The 15,142-nt window shown below is 55.9% G+C and carries 13 protein-coding genes; 10 read left to right on the top strand and 3 right to left on the bottom strand.

The window, feature by feature from the left end; genetic code table 11:
* The first annotated feature begins 32 nt into the window (after positions 1 to 32).
* From flgH to flgL, 5 genes are all read left to right on the top strand, one after another.
* Positions 33 to 731: a flagellar basal body L-ring protein FlgH gene (gene flgH, locus AM329_RS08650; protein ID WP_003857987.1), complete on the top strand. Its 699-nt coding sequence runs from the start codon at positions 33 to 35 to the stop codon at positions 729 to 731.
* A gap of 12 nt (positions 732 to 743) precedes the next feature.
* Positions 744 to 1,841, top strand: a complete 1,098-nt coding sequence (locus AM329_RS08645; protein ID WP_003857984.1) for a flagellar basal body P-ring protein FlgI — start codon at positions 744 to 746, stop codon at positions 1,839 to 1,841.
* Complete coding sequence (gene flgJ / locus AM329_RS08640) at positions 1,842 to 2,795, top strand: flagellar assembly peptidoglycan hydrolase FlgJ (protein ID WP_017384732.1); 954 nt, start codon at positions 1,842 to 1,844, stop codon at positions 2,793 to 2,795.
* Between the two features lie 75 nt (positions 2,796 to 2,870).
* Complete coding sequence (flgK, locus tag AM329_RS08635; RefSeq protein ID WP_032608998.1) at positions 2,871 to 4,511, top strand: flagellar hook-associated protein FlgK; 1,641 nt, start codon at positions 2,871 to 2,873, stop codon at positions 4,509 to 4,511.
* A gap of 16 nt (positions 4,512 to 4,527) precedes the next feature.
* Positions 4,528 to 5,481, top strand: coding sequence for a flagellar hook-associated protein FlgL (gene flgL / locus AM329_RS08630; RefSeq protein WP_003857977.1), 954 nt, complete (start codon positions 4,528 to 4,530; stop codon positions 5,479 to 5,481).
* A gap of 76 nt (positions 5,482 to 5,557) precedes the next feature.
* On the opposite strand, the gene AM329_RS08625 is transcribed toward flgL, so the two are convergent.
* The gene (locus tag AM329_RS08625) at positions 5,558 to 6,769 is read right to left on the bottom strand and encodes an MFS transporter (protein ID WP_003857976.1); all 1,212 of its coding nucleotides are present in this window, start codon (positions 6,767 to 6,769) and stop codon (positions 5,558 to 5,560) included.
* A gap of 109 nt (positions 6,770 to 6,878) precedes the next feature.
* Between AM329_RS08625 and AM329_RS08620 the strand changes: the two genes are divergently transcribed.
* On the top strand, positions 6,879 to 7,817 hold the full coding sequence (locus AM329_RS08620) for a LysR family transcriptional regulator (RefSeq protein WP_086598422.1): 939 nt from the start codon (positions 6,879 to 6,881) through the stop codon (positions 7,815 to 7,817).
* A 40-nt stretch (positions 7,818 to 7,857) separates the two neighbouring features.
* Here AM329_RS08620 and rne read toward each other — a convergent pair whose 3' ends face one another.
* A complete protein-coding gene (gene rne, locus AM329_RS08615) occupies positions 7,858 to 10,974 on the bottom strand; it encodes a ribonuclease E (protein WP_032609000.1) in 3,117 nt (1,038 codons plus the stop codon).
* Between the two features lie 570 nt (positions 10,975 to 11,544).
* On the opposite strand from rne, the gene rluC reads away from it, so the two are divergent.
* Positions 11,545 to 12,492, top strand: a complete 948-nt coding sequence (gene rluC / locus AM329_RS08605; protein ID WP_003857970.1) for a 23S rRNA pseudouridine(955/2504/2580) synthase RluC — start codon at positions 11,545 to 11,547, stop codon at positions 12,490 to 12,492.
* A 95-nt stretch (positions 12,493 to 12,587) separates the two neighbouring features.
* Here rluC and AM329_RS08600 read toward each other — a convergent pair whose 3' ends face one another.
* Positions 12,588 to 13,172 (bottom strand): nucleoside triphosphate pyrophosphatase, encoded by a 585-nt coding sequence (locus tag AM329_RS08600; protein ID WP_032609001.1) that lies wholly within the window; start codon positions 13,170 to 13,172, stop codon positions 12,588 to 12,590.
* Positions 13,173 to 13,312: 140 nt separating this feature from the next.
* Here AM329_RS08600 and yceD point away from each other — a divergent pair, with 140 nt between their 5' ends.
* The 3 genes from yceD to plsX all read left to right on the top strand — a co-directional run bounded on the left by yceD (position 13,313) and on the right by plsX (position 15,140).
* Positions 13,313 to 13,834: a 23S rRNA accumulation protein YceD gene (gene yceD, locus AM329_RS08595; RefSeq protein WP_003857966.1), complete on the top strand. Its 522-nt coding sequence runs from the start codon at positions 13,313 to 13,315 to the stop codon at positions 13,832 to 13,834.
* A 16-nt stretch (positions 13,835 to 13,850) separates the two neighbouring features.
* Entirely contained in the window at positions 13,851 to 14,024 is a 174-nt protein-coding gene (gene rpmF, locus AM329_RS08590) for a 50S ribosomal protein L32 (protein ID WP_003857964.1), read from the top strand.
* Between the two features lie 81 nt (positions 14,025 to 14,105).
* The gene (gene plsX / locus AM329_RS08585) at positions 14,106 to 15,140 is read left to right on the top strand and encodes a phosphate acyltransferase PlsX (RefSeq protein ID WP_003857962.1); all 1,035 of its coding nucleotides are present in this window, start codon (positions 14,106 to 14,108) and stop codon (positions 15,138 to 15,140) included.
* The last annotated feature ends 2 nt before the right edge of the window (positions 15,141 to 15,142 follow it).

Raw genomic sequence — 15,142 nt, 5'->3', positions numbered from 1 at the left:
GCACCGGCTCCCTGTTTTCGAAGATGAAGGCAATGCAAAAAAACGCGGCGTTTCGTTATCCGATCCTGACTGTTCTGGCCGTCACCCTCAGCGGGTGTGCCTGGATCCCGTCTAAACCATTGGTACAGGGTGCGACTACCGCCCAACCCGTTCCCGGCCCCGCGCCGGTGGTGAACGGTTCTATTTTCCAGACCGCGCAGCCGATTAACTACGGTTATCAGCCGCTGTTTGAAGACCGTCGTCCGCGTAACGTCGGCGATACGCTGACCATTGTGTTGCAGGAAAACGTCAGCGCGAGCAAGAGCTCGTCGGCGAACGCCAGCCGCGACGGCAAAACCAATTTTGGCTTCGACACCGTACCGCGCTATCTGCAAGGGCTGTTCGGCAACGCCCGTGCGGATGTGGAAGCCTCCGGCGGCAACACCTTTAACGGTAAAGGTGGCGCGAACGCCAGCAATACCTTCAGCGGAACGCTGACGGTAACGGTTGACCAGGTTCTGGTGAACGGCAACCTGCACGTGGTGGGCGAAAAACAGATCGCCATTAACCAGGGTACGGAATTTATTCGCTTCTCCGGTGTGGTTAACCCTCGCACTATCAGCGGCACCAACACCGTACCGTCCACCCAGGTGGCGGATGCGCGCATTGAGTACGTCGGCAACGGCTACATCAACGAAGCGCAAAATATGGGCTGGCTGCAACGCTTCTTCCTTAATCTATCGCCGATGTAAGCGAGGTGACCTATGTATAAATTTCTCTTCGCCGTGGCGCTGTCGTTGGTCGCCACCGTTGCGCAGGCCGATCGCATACGCGATCTCACCAGCGTGCAGGGCGTGCGCGAAAACTCCCTGATTGGCTATGGCCTGGTGGTGGGGCTGGATGGGACGGGTGACCAGACGACCCAGACGCCGTTCACCACCCAGAGCCTGAACAACATGCTCTCGCAGCTCGGTATTACCGTACCGGCCGGGACCAACATGCAGCTGAAAAACGTGGCGGCCGTGATGGTGACCGCGTCTTATCCGGCCTTTGCGCGTCAGGGGCAGACCATCGACGTGGTTGTCTCGTCGATGGGTAATGCCAAAAGCCTGCGTGGCGGTACGTTGCTGATGACGCCGCTGAAAGGCGTCGACAGCCAGGTGTATGCTCTGGCGCAGGGCAACATTCTGGTTGGCGGAGCAGGTGCGTCGGCGGGCGGCAGCAGCGTGCAGGTGAACCAGCTGAACGGGGGACGTATTACCAACGGCGCGATCATCGAACGTGAGCTGCCGACCCAGTTCGGCACCGGCAACACCATTAACCTGCAACTGAATAACGAAGACTTTACGATGGCGCAGCAGATCGCTGACACCATCAACCGCAGCCGGGGCTACGGCAGCGCCACCGCGCTGGATGCCCGCACCGTGCAGATCCGCACGTCAACCGGCAGCAGCAACCAGGTGCGAATGCTGGCCGATATCCAGAATATGGAAGTGAACGTGCCGGTTCAGGATGCGAAAGTCATTATCAACTCCCGAACCGGCTCGGTGGTGATGAACCGCGAAGTGACGCTGGACAGCTGCGCCGTGGCGCAGGGCAATCTCTCCGTCACGGTTAACCGCTCGGCCAACGTCAGCCAGCCGGATACCCCGTTTGGTGGCGGTCAGACGGTAGTGACCCCGCAAACGCAGATTGATTTACGACAGAGCGGCGGTTCGTTGCAGAGCGTGCGCTCCAGCGCCAACCTGAACAGCGTGGTGCGTGCCTTGAATGCGCTGGGTGCAACGCCAATGGATCTGATGTCCATTCTGCAATCCATGCAAAGTGCAGGCTGCCTGCGCGCTAAACTGGAAATCATCTAAATGCTGACCGATAGCAAACTGTTGACCAGTGCCGCCTGGGATGCCCAGTCGCTCAACGAGCTGAAAACCAAAGCGGGCAAGGATCCGGCGGCGAATATCCGCCCGGTTGCCCGTCAGGTGGAAGGCATGTTCGTGCAGATGATGTTGAAAAGCATGCGTGAAACTCTGCCGAAAGACGGCATGTTCAGCAGTGATTCCACGCGGCTTTACACCAGCATGTACGATCAGCAGATTGCCCAGCAAATGACCGCCGGAAAGGGACTCGGCCTGGCGGACATGATCGTGAAGCAGACCGCAGCCGCTCAGGGACTCCCGCCTGAAGAGGCCCCGCCGCAGGTGCCGCTGAAGTTTGATCTGGAAAAGGTGACCAGTTATCAAAATCAGGCGCTAACGCAGATGGTGCGTAAGGCGATGCCGAAGCCGGCAGAAACGCGTGACGAGCCGCTCTCCGGCGACAGCAAAGACTTCCTGGCGCAGCTCTCCCTGCCGGCGCGTCTTGCCAGTGAAGAGAGCGGCGTGCCGCACCATCTGATTCTGGCGCAGGCGGCGCTGGAGTCGGGCTGGGGGCAACGTCAGATCCGCAGGGAGAACGGCGAGCCGAGCTTCAACATCTTTGGCGTGAAGGCCACCTCCAGCTGGAAAGGGCCGACCACGGAAATCACCACCACCGAATATGAAAACGGTGCGGCAGTGAAGGTGAAAGCCAAATTCCGCGTCTACAGCTCGTATCTGGAAGCGTTGTCGGATTATGTCGGGCTGCTGAGCCGGAACCCGCGCTACACTGCGGTGACCCAGGCCGCCACGCCAGAGCAGGGCGCTCAGGCATTGCAGAATGCCGGCTACGCGACCGATCCAAACTATGCACGCAAGCTGACCAGCATGATCCAGCAGCTGAAATCCATGTCTGAGAAGGTCAGCAAAGCATATAGCACAGATCTCGAAAATCTGTTCTGAAAGTTCTCAAGTCCCGGAGGAGGTTGCCGATAACCTTCATCAGGACTCGTGTCTGAACGTATAAAAGGAACCCCCATGTCCAGTTTGATTAACAGCGCCATGAGTGGCCTCAGTGCTGCGCAGTCGGCACTCAATACCGTCAGTAATAATATTTCAAGCTACAACGTGGCAGGTTATACCCGCCAGACCACCATTTTGGGGGCATCAAACAGCACCCTGGCCGGTGGTGGCTGGGTGGGTAACGGGGTCTATGTCTCCGGCGTTCAGCGTGAATATGATGCGTTTATCACCAACCAGCTGCGTGCGGCGCAGAACCAGAGCAGTGGGCTGACCACGCGCTACCAGCAGATGTCAAAAATTGACGACGTGCTGTCGGATACCACGAACTCGCTTTCTGCCAACCTCCAGGATTTCTTTAAAAGCCTGCAAACGCTGGTGAGTAACGCAGAAGATCCGGCTGCACGCCAGACGGTGCTCGGTAAGGCGGATGGTCTGGTAAACCAGTTTAAAACCAACGATCAATATCTCCGCGATCAGGATGCGCAGGTCAATACGGCGATTTCTACCAGCGTCGATCAGATCAATAACTATGCGAAGCAGATTGCTAACCTTAACGATCAGATCTCCCGGCTGACTGGCGTAGGGGCGGGCGCATCCCCGAACGAACTGCTCGATCAGCGCGATCAGCTGGTGAGTGAACTGAACAAGATTGTCGGTGTGGACGTTACCGTACAGGACAGCGGCACGTATAACATCTCTATCGCCAACGGTTACACCCTGGTACAGGGCAGCAACGCAAGTCAGCTGGCGGCGGTGAAATCCAGTGCGGACCCAGCGCGTACAACGATTGCGTATGTGGATGCCGCAGCAGGCAACGTGGAGATCTCAGAAAAACAGATCACCACGGGGTCGCTTGGAGGGCTGTTAACGTTCCGTTCTCAGGATCTGGATCAGGCGCGAAACACCCTCAACCAGATGGCGCTGGCGTTTGCGGATGCCATGAATACCCAGCACCAGGCGGGCTTTGACGCCAACGGAGATAAAGGCGGCAAGCTGTTTGATTTTGGCTCCCCGGCAGTGCTGAGTAACGGCAAAAACACCGGAAGCGCGTCCGTTACGGCAACGATGACGGACAGTACCAAGGTCCAGGCGACAAATTACAAAGTTGAGTATAACGGTACTGACTGGACAATCACGCGTCTGTCGGACAACACCAGCTTCACGGCCAAGCCTGACGCCAGCGGTAATCTTTCGTTTGATGGTCTTAACGTTAAGATTAGCGGCTCAGCCAATAATAAAGACAGTTTCATCGTCAAACCGGTGAATGACGTCATTGTGAATATGGACGTTGCGATCAGCGACGAATCCAAACTGGCGATGGCCTCCGCGCAAGGAAGCGGCGAAAGTGACAATACCAATGGCCAGAAGCTGCTGGATTTGCAGAGCGCTAAGCTGGTGGGGGGGAACAAAACCTTTAACGATGCTTATGCCGCGCTGGTCAGTACGGTGGGCAGCACCACGGCGTCGCTGAAAACCAGCAGCGAAACCAAAGTTAACGTGGTGACGCAGCTGACCAAACAACAGCAGTCAATCTCCGGGGTTAACCTGGATGAAGAGTATGGCAACCTGCAACGCTATCAGCAGTACTATCTGGCGAATGCGCAGGTGCTGCAAACGGCGAGCACGCTGTTTGATGCATTGATCAATATCCGCTAAGGCTGAGGCATAAAAAATGCGTATTAGTACTCAAATGATGTATGAGCAAAGCATGCGCGGCGTGACGAACTCACAAAGTCTCTGGCTCAGCTACGGCGAGCAGATGTCTACGGGGAAGCGCATCAACCGTCCATCTGACGATCCGATTGCCGCCTCGCAGGCCGTTGTGCTCTCTCAGGCTCAAACGCAAAACAGTCAGTATGCGCTGGCGCGCTCCTTCGCTACGACGAAAGTCTCGCTGGAAGAGAACGTGTTATCGCAAGTGACAACCGCTATCCAGGCTGCTCAGGAAAAGATTGTCAATGCGGGCAACGGTACGTTAAGTGACGATGACCGCGCTTCGCTGGCCACGAACCTGCAAGGTATTCGCGATCAGCTCATGAACCTGGCTAACAGCACGGACGGTAACGGCCGCTATATTTTTTCCGGTTACAAGACCGAAGCGGCGGCTTTCGACCAGACTACGGGTGATTATAAGGGCGGCGGAACGCCAATCAGCCAGCAGGTTGACTCCGCGCGCACGATGCAAATCAGCCATACGGGCACTGAAGTTTTCGATAGCTTCACCAGCAATGCGAAGCCAGAGCCAGATGGTAGTAAACCGGAAACGAATTTGTTCAAGATCCTCGACTCCGCAATTGAAGCGCTGAATACGCCGATTGGGGAGGATGAAACGAAAGCCGAGGCGTTTACGGCGGCTATTGATAAAGCCAACCGTGGCCTGAGCAACTCCCTCAACAACGTGCTGACCGTGCGCGCCGACCTCGGCATCAAGCTGGATGAGCTGGGCAAGCTGGACGCTCTGGGTGAAGACCGCGCGCTGGGTCAGACCCAGCAGATGAGTAACCTGGTTGACGTGGACTGGAACTCGGTGATTTCGTCCTACACCATGCAGCAGGCGGCGTTGCAGGCCTCGTATAAAGCCTTTAGCGATATGCAGGGTATGTCTTTGTTCCAGATGAACAGATAAGACTCTGACCTGTTTAACATGTCTTGAAACTGGGCATGTTTTGACTGCCCAACCCGTCCGGGTTGGGCATTTTTTTTTAAACACTTTCTGCCTGTGCGGACAGCACCCGGGCGCTTTCAATCACTCTGATAGCCAGCGCAATGGCACCACACAGGGTTGCCAGAGCCACCACGCCAGACCAGCCTGCCAGCGTGTAGATATTGCTGCCTAATGCCGAACCCAGCGCCATTCCGATGAAAATGACGGTAAACAGCAGGGCGTTCAGGCGTCCGCGGGCCTGCGGCTCAAGGCTGTAGACCAGATTCTGGTGGGCCACGAGGCTGGACTGCAAGCCGAGATCGAAACCGACCGCGGAGAGGGCAATCAGGATCAATTGACCGTGTATACCCAGTGCCGGCATCAGGAACATCAGGGCAAACGAGAGGGTCACCAGCGCGGCACCCAGTTGGGTGACTTTACCGGCGCCCAGCTTATCTGCCAGACCACCTGCCAGCGGTGCGGCCAGCGCGCCAGCGGCTCCGGCAATACCAAATCCACCCGCCACAGCGCTGCCAAGGTGATACCGTTCCAGCAGCATGACCGCCAGCGTTGACCAGAATGCGCTAAAGGCAATCGACAGAAAACCCTGGGCCAGCGCGGCCCGACGCAGCGCCGGGTAGCGGCGCCAGAGGTGTTCCATGGAGCGCATCAGCGCCGGGTAGCTCAGCGTGGAGTGAACGGCGAAGCGGGGAAGCACGGCCCACATGACCACGCCGACAAAGGCAATACTTGCGGCGGCCAGCTGATACATCACCCGCCAGCCAAAGGCTTCACCCACCACGCCGCTCACGGTTCTGGAGAGCAAAATCCCCAGCAGCAGGCCGGTCATCACCGTGCCGACCGTTTTTCCCTGTTTGCCTTCCGGTGCGAGGATCGCTGCGGCCGGGACAATATCCTGCGCCATGGTGGCGGCCATGCCAATCAGCAGGCTGGTGAGCAGCAGGGAGTGCAGTTGTCCGGTCAGGCTACAACCCAGCAGGAACAGCGCCAGAGCCGCACTTTTTATCAGGATCAGCGTTCTGCGATCATGACGATCGCCGAGCGGCAGCAGAAACAGGATACCTAAGGCATAACCCGCCTGGGTAAGCGTCGGGACCATGCCCATGCCTTCGATGCTCAGGTTCAGGTCTGAGCCCATCAGCGGCAGCAGAGGCTGGGCATAATAGATGGATGCCACGCTAAAGCCCGCACCGAGCGCCAGCATTAAGATTACCCAGCGGCTTACAGCCCGGGTGGTAGTTGTGTTCATAAGATGTTCCTCATTCGTCGTGTGCGGCTATTTTTTATCAGTACGCCTTGCGACGGTAGCGGGCGCGGTGGTAAAACGCTTATACGTGTAGCGTATGGATGGAAATGATATGAAAAGGCCTGAGCGTATAGATCGGGTAGAACTGATGCGAACGTTTGTTCGCATTGTGGAGGCGGGGTCTCTTTCTGCGGCAGCACGTCAGCTGGCAACAACCCAGGCCACGGTGAGCCGACGGTTGCAGTCGCTTGAGACCATGCTGGGAGTACGCCTGATGCTGCGCACAACCCATACGACCCGGCTGACCGATGACGGCGAACGCTGCTATCAGCATGCCCGACGGGTGATTGACAGCTGGCTGGCACTGGAAGACGAGGTAGGGCAGACGGAAGATGAACCGGTTGGGGTGCTGAGGGTGCGCGCCCCGCACGCGTTTGGCCAGGATCAGCTTCTGAAACCGTTAACCGAATTTTTGCAGCGCTATCCCCAGCTTTCTGTTGAGTGGATGCTCAACGATCGCTCGGTTGATTTCCTCGGCGACAACCTTGACTGTGCTATTCGGGTGGGTGTGGAAGTCGATCCGGCAACCGTGTCCGTGCTGCTGGCTGAAGTGCCGCGCTCGGTGGTGGCTTCACCGGAATTACTGGCCCGTTATCCCGCGGTTAAAACGCCGGAAGATTTGCAACAGCTTCCCTGGATTGCCATCAGCTCTTTTTATCAACGCCATGTGGAGCTTTTCCACGATGCATCATCTGCCCCGACGCGGGTTACCATTACGCCACGCCTGAGTACCGACAGCCTGTATGTGGCGCGCAATACGGCACTCACCGGGCTAGGCGTTGCGGTGGTATCCAGCTGGACAGTACAGGATGATATTCAGGAAGGACGACTGGTGCATCTACTGCCAGAGTGGCAGCCGGCAGCGCTACCGGTACATCTGGTTTACCCCTGGTCTCGTTATTATCCGGCGCGCTTGCGGCGTTTTCTGGAGCTGATGCGGCAGATAATGCCGGAGGTTACCGGAATGAGAAAGCCCCTGCAACAGCCATAAAAAAGCCGACCCGAAGGTCGGCTTTCAGTATTAGCGTGCGTTATTCAACAGGCTGAGGACGAGTAGCTGGCGCAGTAGCCATGTGCGTTGCACTGTGACCACCGGCAGCACCTTTGCCTTCGAAGTTGAATGCCGGACGAACCCAGTCGCTATGGCGTGGCGCTTCAGGTACATACTCAGGTGCCGGGGCGCGAGTCATCGGCGCGGTAGCAACGTGAGCAGGCGCTACAGCTGCAACGACCTCAATCGGCTCTGATTTCACTTCAGGCTCTTTGACCTCTTCGACAACAGGTTCAACCTGAATCTCGACGTCCTGAACAACCTCTTCAGTCACCGTTTCGACGGCAACGTCTGCGGTCTCTTCTGCTGCGGAGACTGGCTCAGCGTCTTCCGCGACTTCTTCAGCCACCACGGTATCTTCTTCGGCAATGATCTGCGGAGCGGCATCAACCGGCGCAGCAATGACTTCAGGATGGGTCGTTTCCACTTCCACAGCCTGCGGTGCCGCTGTGTCAACAACCTGCGGTTCAACCACGGTTGCCGCTTCAGTCACGACGTCTTCCACCGCTGCTATTGGTGCAATCACCTCTTCGGTCACAGTCTGTTCTTCAACAGCCTGCTCCGGGCGAGCAACCGGATAACGGATCCAGACTTTACCGGATGCCATCTCTGGTGACGCACACGCCACGGTCAATGGCATTGGCGACTGAGTTGGGTAACGCTCGTCACGGTAACGACGACGACGCTGACCGCTCACGCGTAGATGACGCGGAGAACGACGGGAGCGACGCGGCATACCTGCGTTGTCACGGTTTTCGCTGCTTTCGTCTTGCTCAACCTGATTTTCTACTACGGCTGGCAGGTCAACTTTCGCAACCTGTGTACCCGTTGTGCTTTCTGCTGCTTCAACCGCGATAACGTCGTTTTCTTCCGCCTGAACAGCACCCACACGCACTTTCTGGGTCAGCTGACGCTGCTTACGACGCGGCATAACCTGAGTACGCTCTTCCTGCTCCGTGTCCTGCTGTTCAACAGGCGCTTCGCGGTTCAGGTTTTTGACTTCCTGCTGGGCCTGGCGTTTCTCGTCGTTACGACGACGGTTACGCTCGCGGCGAGGTTGCTGCTCGTCACGCTGTTTGCTCTTCTCGGACTCATCGCCCGCCTGCTGGCGAATCTCACGATCTTCAACGTTCTGCTGTTGCTTCTCGCGACGGTTGCGACGGTTGTCCTCGCGTTGTTCACGACCTTCGTTGTTCTCGGAACGATTATCACGGCGCTCGTTACGATCGCTACGGTCGTTGCGGTCATTACGATCGCGACGATTGTTCTGACGCTTACGACGGTCCTGCTGACGCTCTGGTTTCGCTTCTTTTGGCGCTTCTTTCGGCTGCTCAGGCTGAACTTCTTCGCCAGCAAACATTTTTTTCAGCGCGCCGAAGATGCGGCTCAGGAGACCCGGCTGCTCAGGCTGCGCTTTTGCCGCGGCAGGGGCCGCCTTTTGCACGGCAGGTTTTGCCGCTGGTTTTTCCAGCGTCGCTTCCGGCGGGGCTTCCGGCATGATGAAGGTTGCTAATGCAGGCTGCTCAGGCAGTTTACGCTCGGCAGGCTCTTCATCCGATGGCAGCGCCATTTCTTCTTCATGAAGCTTCGGCAGCAGGTAGCTGAGGGTGCTTGTCTCTTCACCTTTACGCACGCGCAGCACGTGATAGTGCGGGGTTTGCATCTCGTCGTTTGGCACGATGATGCAGCGAACGCCGCCCTGACGCGCTTCGATTGCGCTCACCGCTGCACGTTTTTCGTTCAGCAAGTAGGAGGCAATCGGCACCGGAACAATGGCGTGAACCTCTTTGGTGTTCTCTTTCAGCGCTTCTTCTTCAATCAGACGCAGAATAGAGAGGGAGAGCGATTCATTGTCACGCACGGTACCTGTCCCGGAACAGCGCGGGCAGACGTGATGGCTGGACTCGCCGAGTGACGGGCTCAGACGCTGACGGGACATTTCCAGCAGGCCGAAGCGCGAGATATGGCTAATCTGGATACGCGCGCGATCCTGGCGCACCGCTTCACGCAGACGGTTTTCAACCGCACGCTGGTGGCGAACCGGGGTCATGTCGATGAAGTCGATAACAATCAGACCACCCAGGTCGCGCAGGCGGAGCTGGCGGGCGATTTCATCAGCGGCTTCTAGGTTGGTGTTGAAGGCGGTCTCTTCGATGTCGCCGCCGCGGGTTGCACGCGCGGAGTTGATGTCGATAGCGGTCAGCGCTTCGGTGGTATCGATAACGATAGAACCGCCGGACGGCAGACGCACTTCACGCTGGAAGGCAGACTCGATCTGGGATTCAATCTGATAGTGGCTGAACAGCGGGATTTCACCGGTGTACAGTTTAATTTTGCTGGTGAAATCCGGGCGACCCAGCGCGGCGATGTGCTGGCGAGCCAGCTCAAGCACTTTCGGGTTATCAATCAGAATTTCACCGATGTCCTGACGCAGATAATCACGGAAGGCACGCACAATGACGTTGCTTTCCTGGTGGATCAGGAACGGAGCAGGACGGCTTTCAGCCGCTTTCTTGATGGCTTCCCAGTGCTTCAGACGGAAGCTCAGGTCCCACTGCAATGCTTCGGCAGATTTGCCGACGCCTGCGGTGCGCACGATAAGGCCCATGCCGTCTGGCAGCTCAAGACTTGCCAGCGCTTCTTTCAGCTCTGTACGGTCATCACCTTCGATACGGCGAGAGATGCCACCCGCACGCGGGTTGTTTGGCATCAACACCAGATAGCTTCCTGCCAGACTGATAAAGGTGGTCAGTGCGGCACCTTTGTTGCCACGCTCTTCTTTATCGATCTGGACGATAACTTCCTGACCTTCACGCAGAACATCTTTAATGTTCGGACGGCCATGGGAGTTGTAGTTTGCAGGAAAATATTCGCGGGCGATTTCTTTGAGAGGAAGGAAACCGTGACGCTCAGCACCGTAATCGACAAATGCAGCTTCAAGGCTTGGTTCAATGCGGGTGATTTTGCCTTTGTAAATGTTCGCTTTTTTCTGTTCGTGTCCAGGACTTTCGATATCCAGATCGTACAGGCGCTGCCCATCCACAAGGGCGACACGCAACTCTTCTTGCTGAGTTGCGTTGATTAACATTCTTTTCATCGTAACTTACTCGTTATTCTTACATTGACGACAAAGCTGCGGGCAAGGTGACGCTTTCCGGGGTATGAACCGATGGCCTCGTGTCTATTCACGTCGCCAACCTCACGGTTGTCGCTCGCTTAAGAGGCGCAGAGTGTCGGTTGCCTGTGTTTCATACGGAAACACAGCGCAATTATCAGGGGAATTGCCTGGGAAAACTCTCCAGAGAACAATCCTTATACCGGGAAGTACTGCAACCCGCAGCCCGCTAACTGCCTGAAAGATCAATACGTCTTACGCCATTGCTGCGTGGATGATCGGTCAGACAAAATTGGTCATTCCGTCGACATCCTTACAAAACCCGGATTTAACGCGGAAAACGGATTCATTATTCCACTGCTCGCCGGGTTATAGCAAGATGACTTTTACCAATTATCACCCGGTTACTCACAGTTTCTTCACTTCAACGGGGTGATTGGTTTAATAACCACCAAATCGATTGCGCGAAAGGGGAGCGGTCCGGATAAAAGTAAATATAAGCATAGAAAAATGAGTGGCGCTAATGCCTGACGCTATTTAGAATCGCCAACCATGAAAACAGAGACTCCAGCCGTAAAAATGGTTGCCATCGCCGACGACGAGGCGGGGCAACGTATCGATAATTTTTTGCGCACCCAGCTGAAGGGTGTGCCAAAAAGCATGATTTATCGCATCTTGCGTAAGGGCGAGGTGCGGGTGAACAAAAAACGCGTGAAGCCAGAGTATAAGCTCGAGGCGGGCGATGAAGTCCGCATTCCACCGGTACGTGTTGCAGAGCGTGAAGAAGAGGTCGTTTCTCCGAAGCTGCAAAAAGTCGCGGCCCTGAGCGACGTTATCCTTTATGAGGACGACCACATTCTGGTGCTGAATAAACCGTCCGGAACGGCGGTACACGGGGGGAGCGGCCTAAGCTTCGGCGTGATTGAAGGGTTACGCGCGCTGCGCCCGGAAGCGCGTTTCCTCGAACTGGTTCACCGTCTTGACCGTGATACCTCTGGCGTGCTGCTAGTGGCGAAAAAACGTTCTGCGCTGCGTTCACTGCATGAACAGCTGCGCGAAAAAGGGATGCAGAAAGATTATCTGGCGCTGGTGCGCGGCCAGTGGCAGTCCCACGTGAAAGTGGTGCAGGCGCCGCTGCTGAAAAATATTCTGCAAAGCGGCGAGCGCATTGTTCGTGTTAATCAGGAAGGGAAACCGTCTGAGACGCGCTTTAAAGTTGAAGAGCGCTACGAATTCGCCACGCTGGTGCGCTGTAGTCCGGTGACGGGGCGTACTCACCAGATTCGCGTCCATACCCAGTTTGCGGGCCATCCGATTGCGTTTGATGACCGCTATGGCGATCGCGAATTTGATAAGCAGCTGGCGGGGACGGGGCTATCGCGTCTGTTCCTGCATGCGGCAGCGCTGAAGTTCACCCATCCTAATACCGGTGAAGTTATCCGTATTGAAGCGCCGCTGGATGAGCAGCTCAAACGCTGTCTGAAAGTTCTGCGCGGCTGATTTTGTGCCGGGTAGCGCTGCGCTTACCCGGCCTACATGTTTTTCTCCCTCTCCCACAGGGAGAGGGCCGGGGTGGGGGCATCAGGCCGCAACGGTCACATCGTCAGCGGATTACACTCTTCTCGCCTTAACATCTGGCACAGCGCAATCAGCGGCAACCCCACCAGCGTGTTGGGATCGCGGCCATCGAGCTTGTCGAACAACGCAATCCCTAGTCCTTCACTTTTAAAGCTCCCTGCACAGTTCAGCGGACGTTCCCGACGCACATAATCCATAATCTCCTGTTCGCTAAGATGACGGAAGTGCACATCAAACGGCTCGCACTCGGTTTGCAGATGGCCGGAAGCCGAATTATATAGCGCCAGGCCGGTATAAAAGGTCACGATACTGCCTCGCGCACGCAAAAGCTGCTGGCAGGCGATTTCTTCCGTATACGGTTTGCCGGTGATTTCGCCGTCCAGCACACAAACCTGATCGGAGCCTATAATCAGATGAGCGGGGTAACGTGCGGCCAGCGACTGTGCTTTCTCTTTCGCGAGACGGGTCACCAGATGACGCGGTGACTCGCCCGGCTGTGGCGTTTCATCCACCTCCGGCGCAGCGCATTCAAACGGGATCCCGAGCTTTTCCAGCAGCATTCGGCGATAAGGTGAAGTGGAAGCAAGGACGAGATTTGGCATATTTTTATCACCAGATATAGCGTATCGATGCCAGCCATTTTAAACTACAGGCCGCAATGTGTGCGAATAATTGGCAAAAGGCAGCTCTGGTTGCCTTTTTCTTTGACTCTATGACGTTACAAAGTTAATATGCGCGCCCTATGCAAAAGGTAAAATTACCCCTGACTCTTGATCCGGTTCGTACGGCTCAAAAACGCCTCGATTACGAAGGAATCTATTCTTCCGATCAGGCTGAGCGTATTGCCGAATCTGTAGTCAGTGTGGACAGTGATGTAGAATGCTCCATGTCGTTCGCTATCGACAACCAGCGTCTCGCCGTGTTAACCGGTGATGCAAAGGTGACGGTAACGCTCGAATGTCAGCGTTGCGGGAAACCGTTTGTACAGCATGTTCACACAACGTATTGTTTTAGTCCGGTTCGTTCTGACGAACAGGCTGAAGCACTCCCGGAAGCGTATGAGCCGATTGAGGTTAACGAATTCGGTGAAATCGATCTTCTGGCGCTGGTTGAAGATGAAGTCATCCTCTCCCTGCCAGTCGTTCCGGTGCATGATTCTGAACACTGTGAAGTGTCCGAGGCGGACATGGTCTTTGGGGAACTGCCTGATGAAGCGCAAAAACCAAACCCATTTGCCGTATTAGCCAGCTTAAAGCGTAAGTAATTGAGGAGTAAGGTCCATGGCCGTACAACAGAATAAACCAACCCGTTCCAAACGTGGCATGCGTCGTTCCCATGACGCGCTGACCGCAGTTACCAGCCTGTCTGTAGACAAGACTTCTGGTGAGAAACACCTGCGTCACCACATCACCGCTGACGGTTTCTACCGCGGCCGCAAGGTTATCACTAAGTAATCACGCGTCAGCGTGATTAGGCTTAGTGAGGAACTTCCCCGTGCAAACGGGGAGTTTACCGAACCAGGCTGCGACGATACCTTGACACGTCTAACCCTGGCGTTAGATGTCATGGGGGGAGATTTTGGCCCTACCGTGACAGTGCCTGCAGCATTGCAGGCACTGAATTCTAATTCGCAACTCACACTTCTTTTAGTCGGTAATCCCGACACAATCACGCCATTACTTGCAAAAGCTGACTTTGAACAACGTTCGCGTCTGCAGATTATTCCTGCGCAGTCAGTTATTGCCAGTGATGCCCGGCCATCGCAGGCTATTCGTAATAGCCGCGGCAGCTCTATGCGAATGGCGCTGGAGCTGGTGAAAGAAGGGCGAGCACAGGCTTGCGTCAGCGCGGGAAATACTGGCGCGCTGATGGGGCTGTCGAAATTATTGCTCAAGCCGATTGAGGGCATTGAGCGTCCGGCGCTGGTGACGGTGTTACCGCATCAGCAGAAGGGCAAAACGGTGGTGCTGGATCTGGGCGCTAACGTGGATTGTGATAGTACAATGCTGGCTCAGTTTGCCGTTATGGGGTCGGTGCTGGCAGAAGACGTGCTCGGGATTAACAATCCCCGCGTTGCGTTATTGAATATTGGTGAAGAAGAGACCAAAGGTCTGGACAGTATCCGCGACGCTGCGGAAATACTCAAACAGGTCCCCTCCATCAACTATATTGGTTATCTCGAAGCCAATGAGTTGCTGACGGGCAAAACGGATGTATTAGTGTGTGATGGCTTCACCGGAAACGTGACGTTGAAGACCATGGAAGGGGTCGTACGAATGTTCCTTTCTCTGCTGAAATCGCAGGGAGACGGTAAAAAAAGGTCCTGGTGGCTGATTATATTAAAGCGTTGGTTACAAAAAAGCCTGACGCGGCGATTCAGTCACCTCAACCCCGACCAGTATAATGGCGCCTGTCTGTTAGGATTGCGCGGCATCGTGATTAAGAGTCATGGCGCCGCCAATCAGCGAGCATTTACCGTCGCGATTGAACAGGCAGTGCAGGCGGTGCAGCGTCAAGTCCCTCAGAGGATTGCCGCTCGCCTGGGATCTGTATTAGCTAAAAGTGACTGAGC

The sequence above is a fragment of the Enterobacter cloacae complex sp. AR_0002 genome (assembly GCF_001922365.1).
GTDB lineage: Bacteria > Pseudomonadota > Gammaproteobacteria > Enterobacterales > Enterobacteriaceae > Enterobacter > Enterobacter hormaechei_C.
This window is presented reverse-complemented; position numbering and strand designations above follow the sequence as displayed.

Bases quoted from the DNA above. Each gene is read 5' to 3' on its own strand.
- flgH (WP_003857987.1), top strand. From the start codon at position 33: ATGCAAAAAAACGCGGCGTTTCGTTATCCGATCCTGACTGTTCTGGCC.
- AM329_RS08645 (WP_003857984.1), top strand. From the start codon at position 744: ATGTATAAATTTCTCTTCGCCGTGGCGCTGTCGTTGGTCGCCACCGTT.
- flgJ (WP_017384732.1), top strand. From the start codon at position 1,842: ATGCTGACCGATAGCAAACTGTTGACCAGTGCCGCCTGGGATGCCCAG.
- flgK (WP_032608998.1), top strand. From the start codon at position 2,871: ATGTCCAGTTTGATTAACAGCGCCATGAGTGGCCTCAGTGCTGCGCAG.
- flgL (WP_003857977.1), top strand. From the start codon at position 4,528: ATGCGTATTAGTACTCAAATGATGTATGAGCAAAGCATGCGCGGCGTG.
- AM329_RS08625 (WP_003857976.1), bottom strand. From the start codon at position 6,769: ATGAACACAACTACCACCCGGGCTGTAAGCCGCTGGGTAATCTTAATG.
- AM329_RS08620 (WP_086598422.1), top strand. From the start codon at position 6,879: ATGAAAAGGCCTGAGCGTATAGATCGGGTAGAACTGATGCGAACGTTT.
- rne (WP_032609000.1), bottom strand. From the start codon at position 10,974: ATGAAAAGAATGTTAATCAACGCAACTCAGCAAGAAGAGTTGCGTGTC.
- rluC (WP_003857970.1), top strand. From the start codon at position 11,545: ATGAAAACAGAGACTCCAGCCGTAAAAATGGTTGCCATCGCCGACGAC.
- AM329_RS08600 (WP_032609001.1), bottom strand. From the start codon at position 13,172: ATGCCAAATCTCGTCCTTGCTTCCACTTCACCTTATCGCCGAATGCTG.
- yceD (WP_003857966.1), top strand. From the start codon at position 13,313: ATGCAAAAGGTAAAATTACCCCTGACTCTTGATCCGGTTCGTACGGCT.
- rpmF (WP_003857964.1), top strand. From the start codon at position 13,851: ATGGCCGTACAACAGAATAAACCAACCCGTTCCAAACGTGGCATGCGT.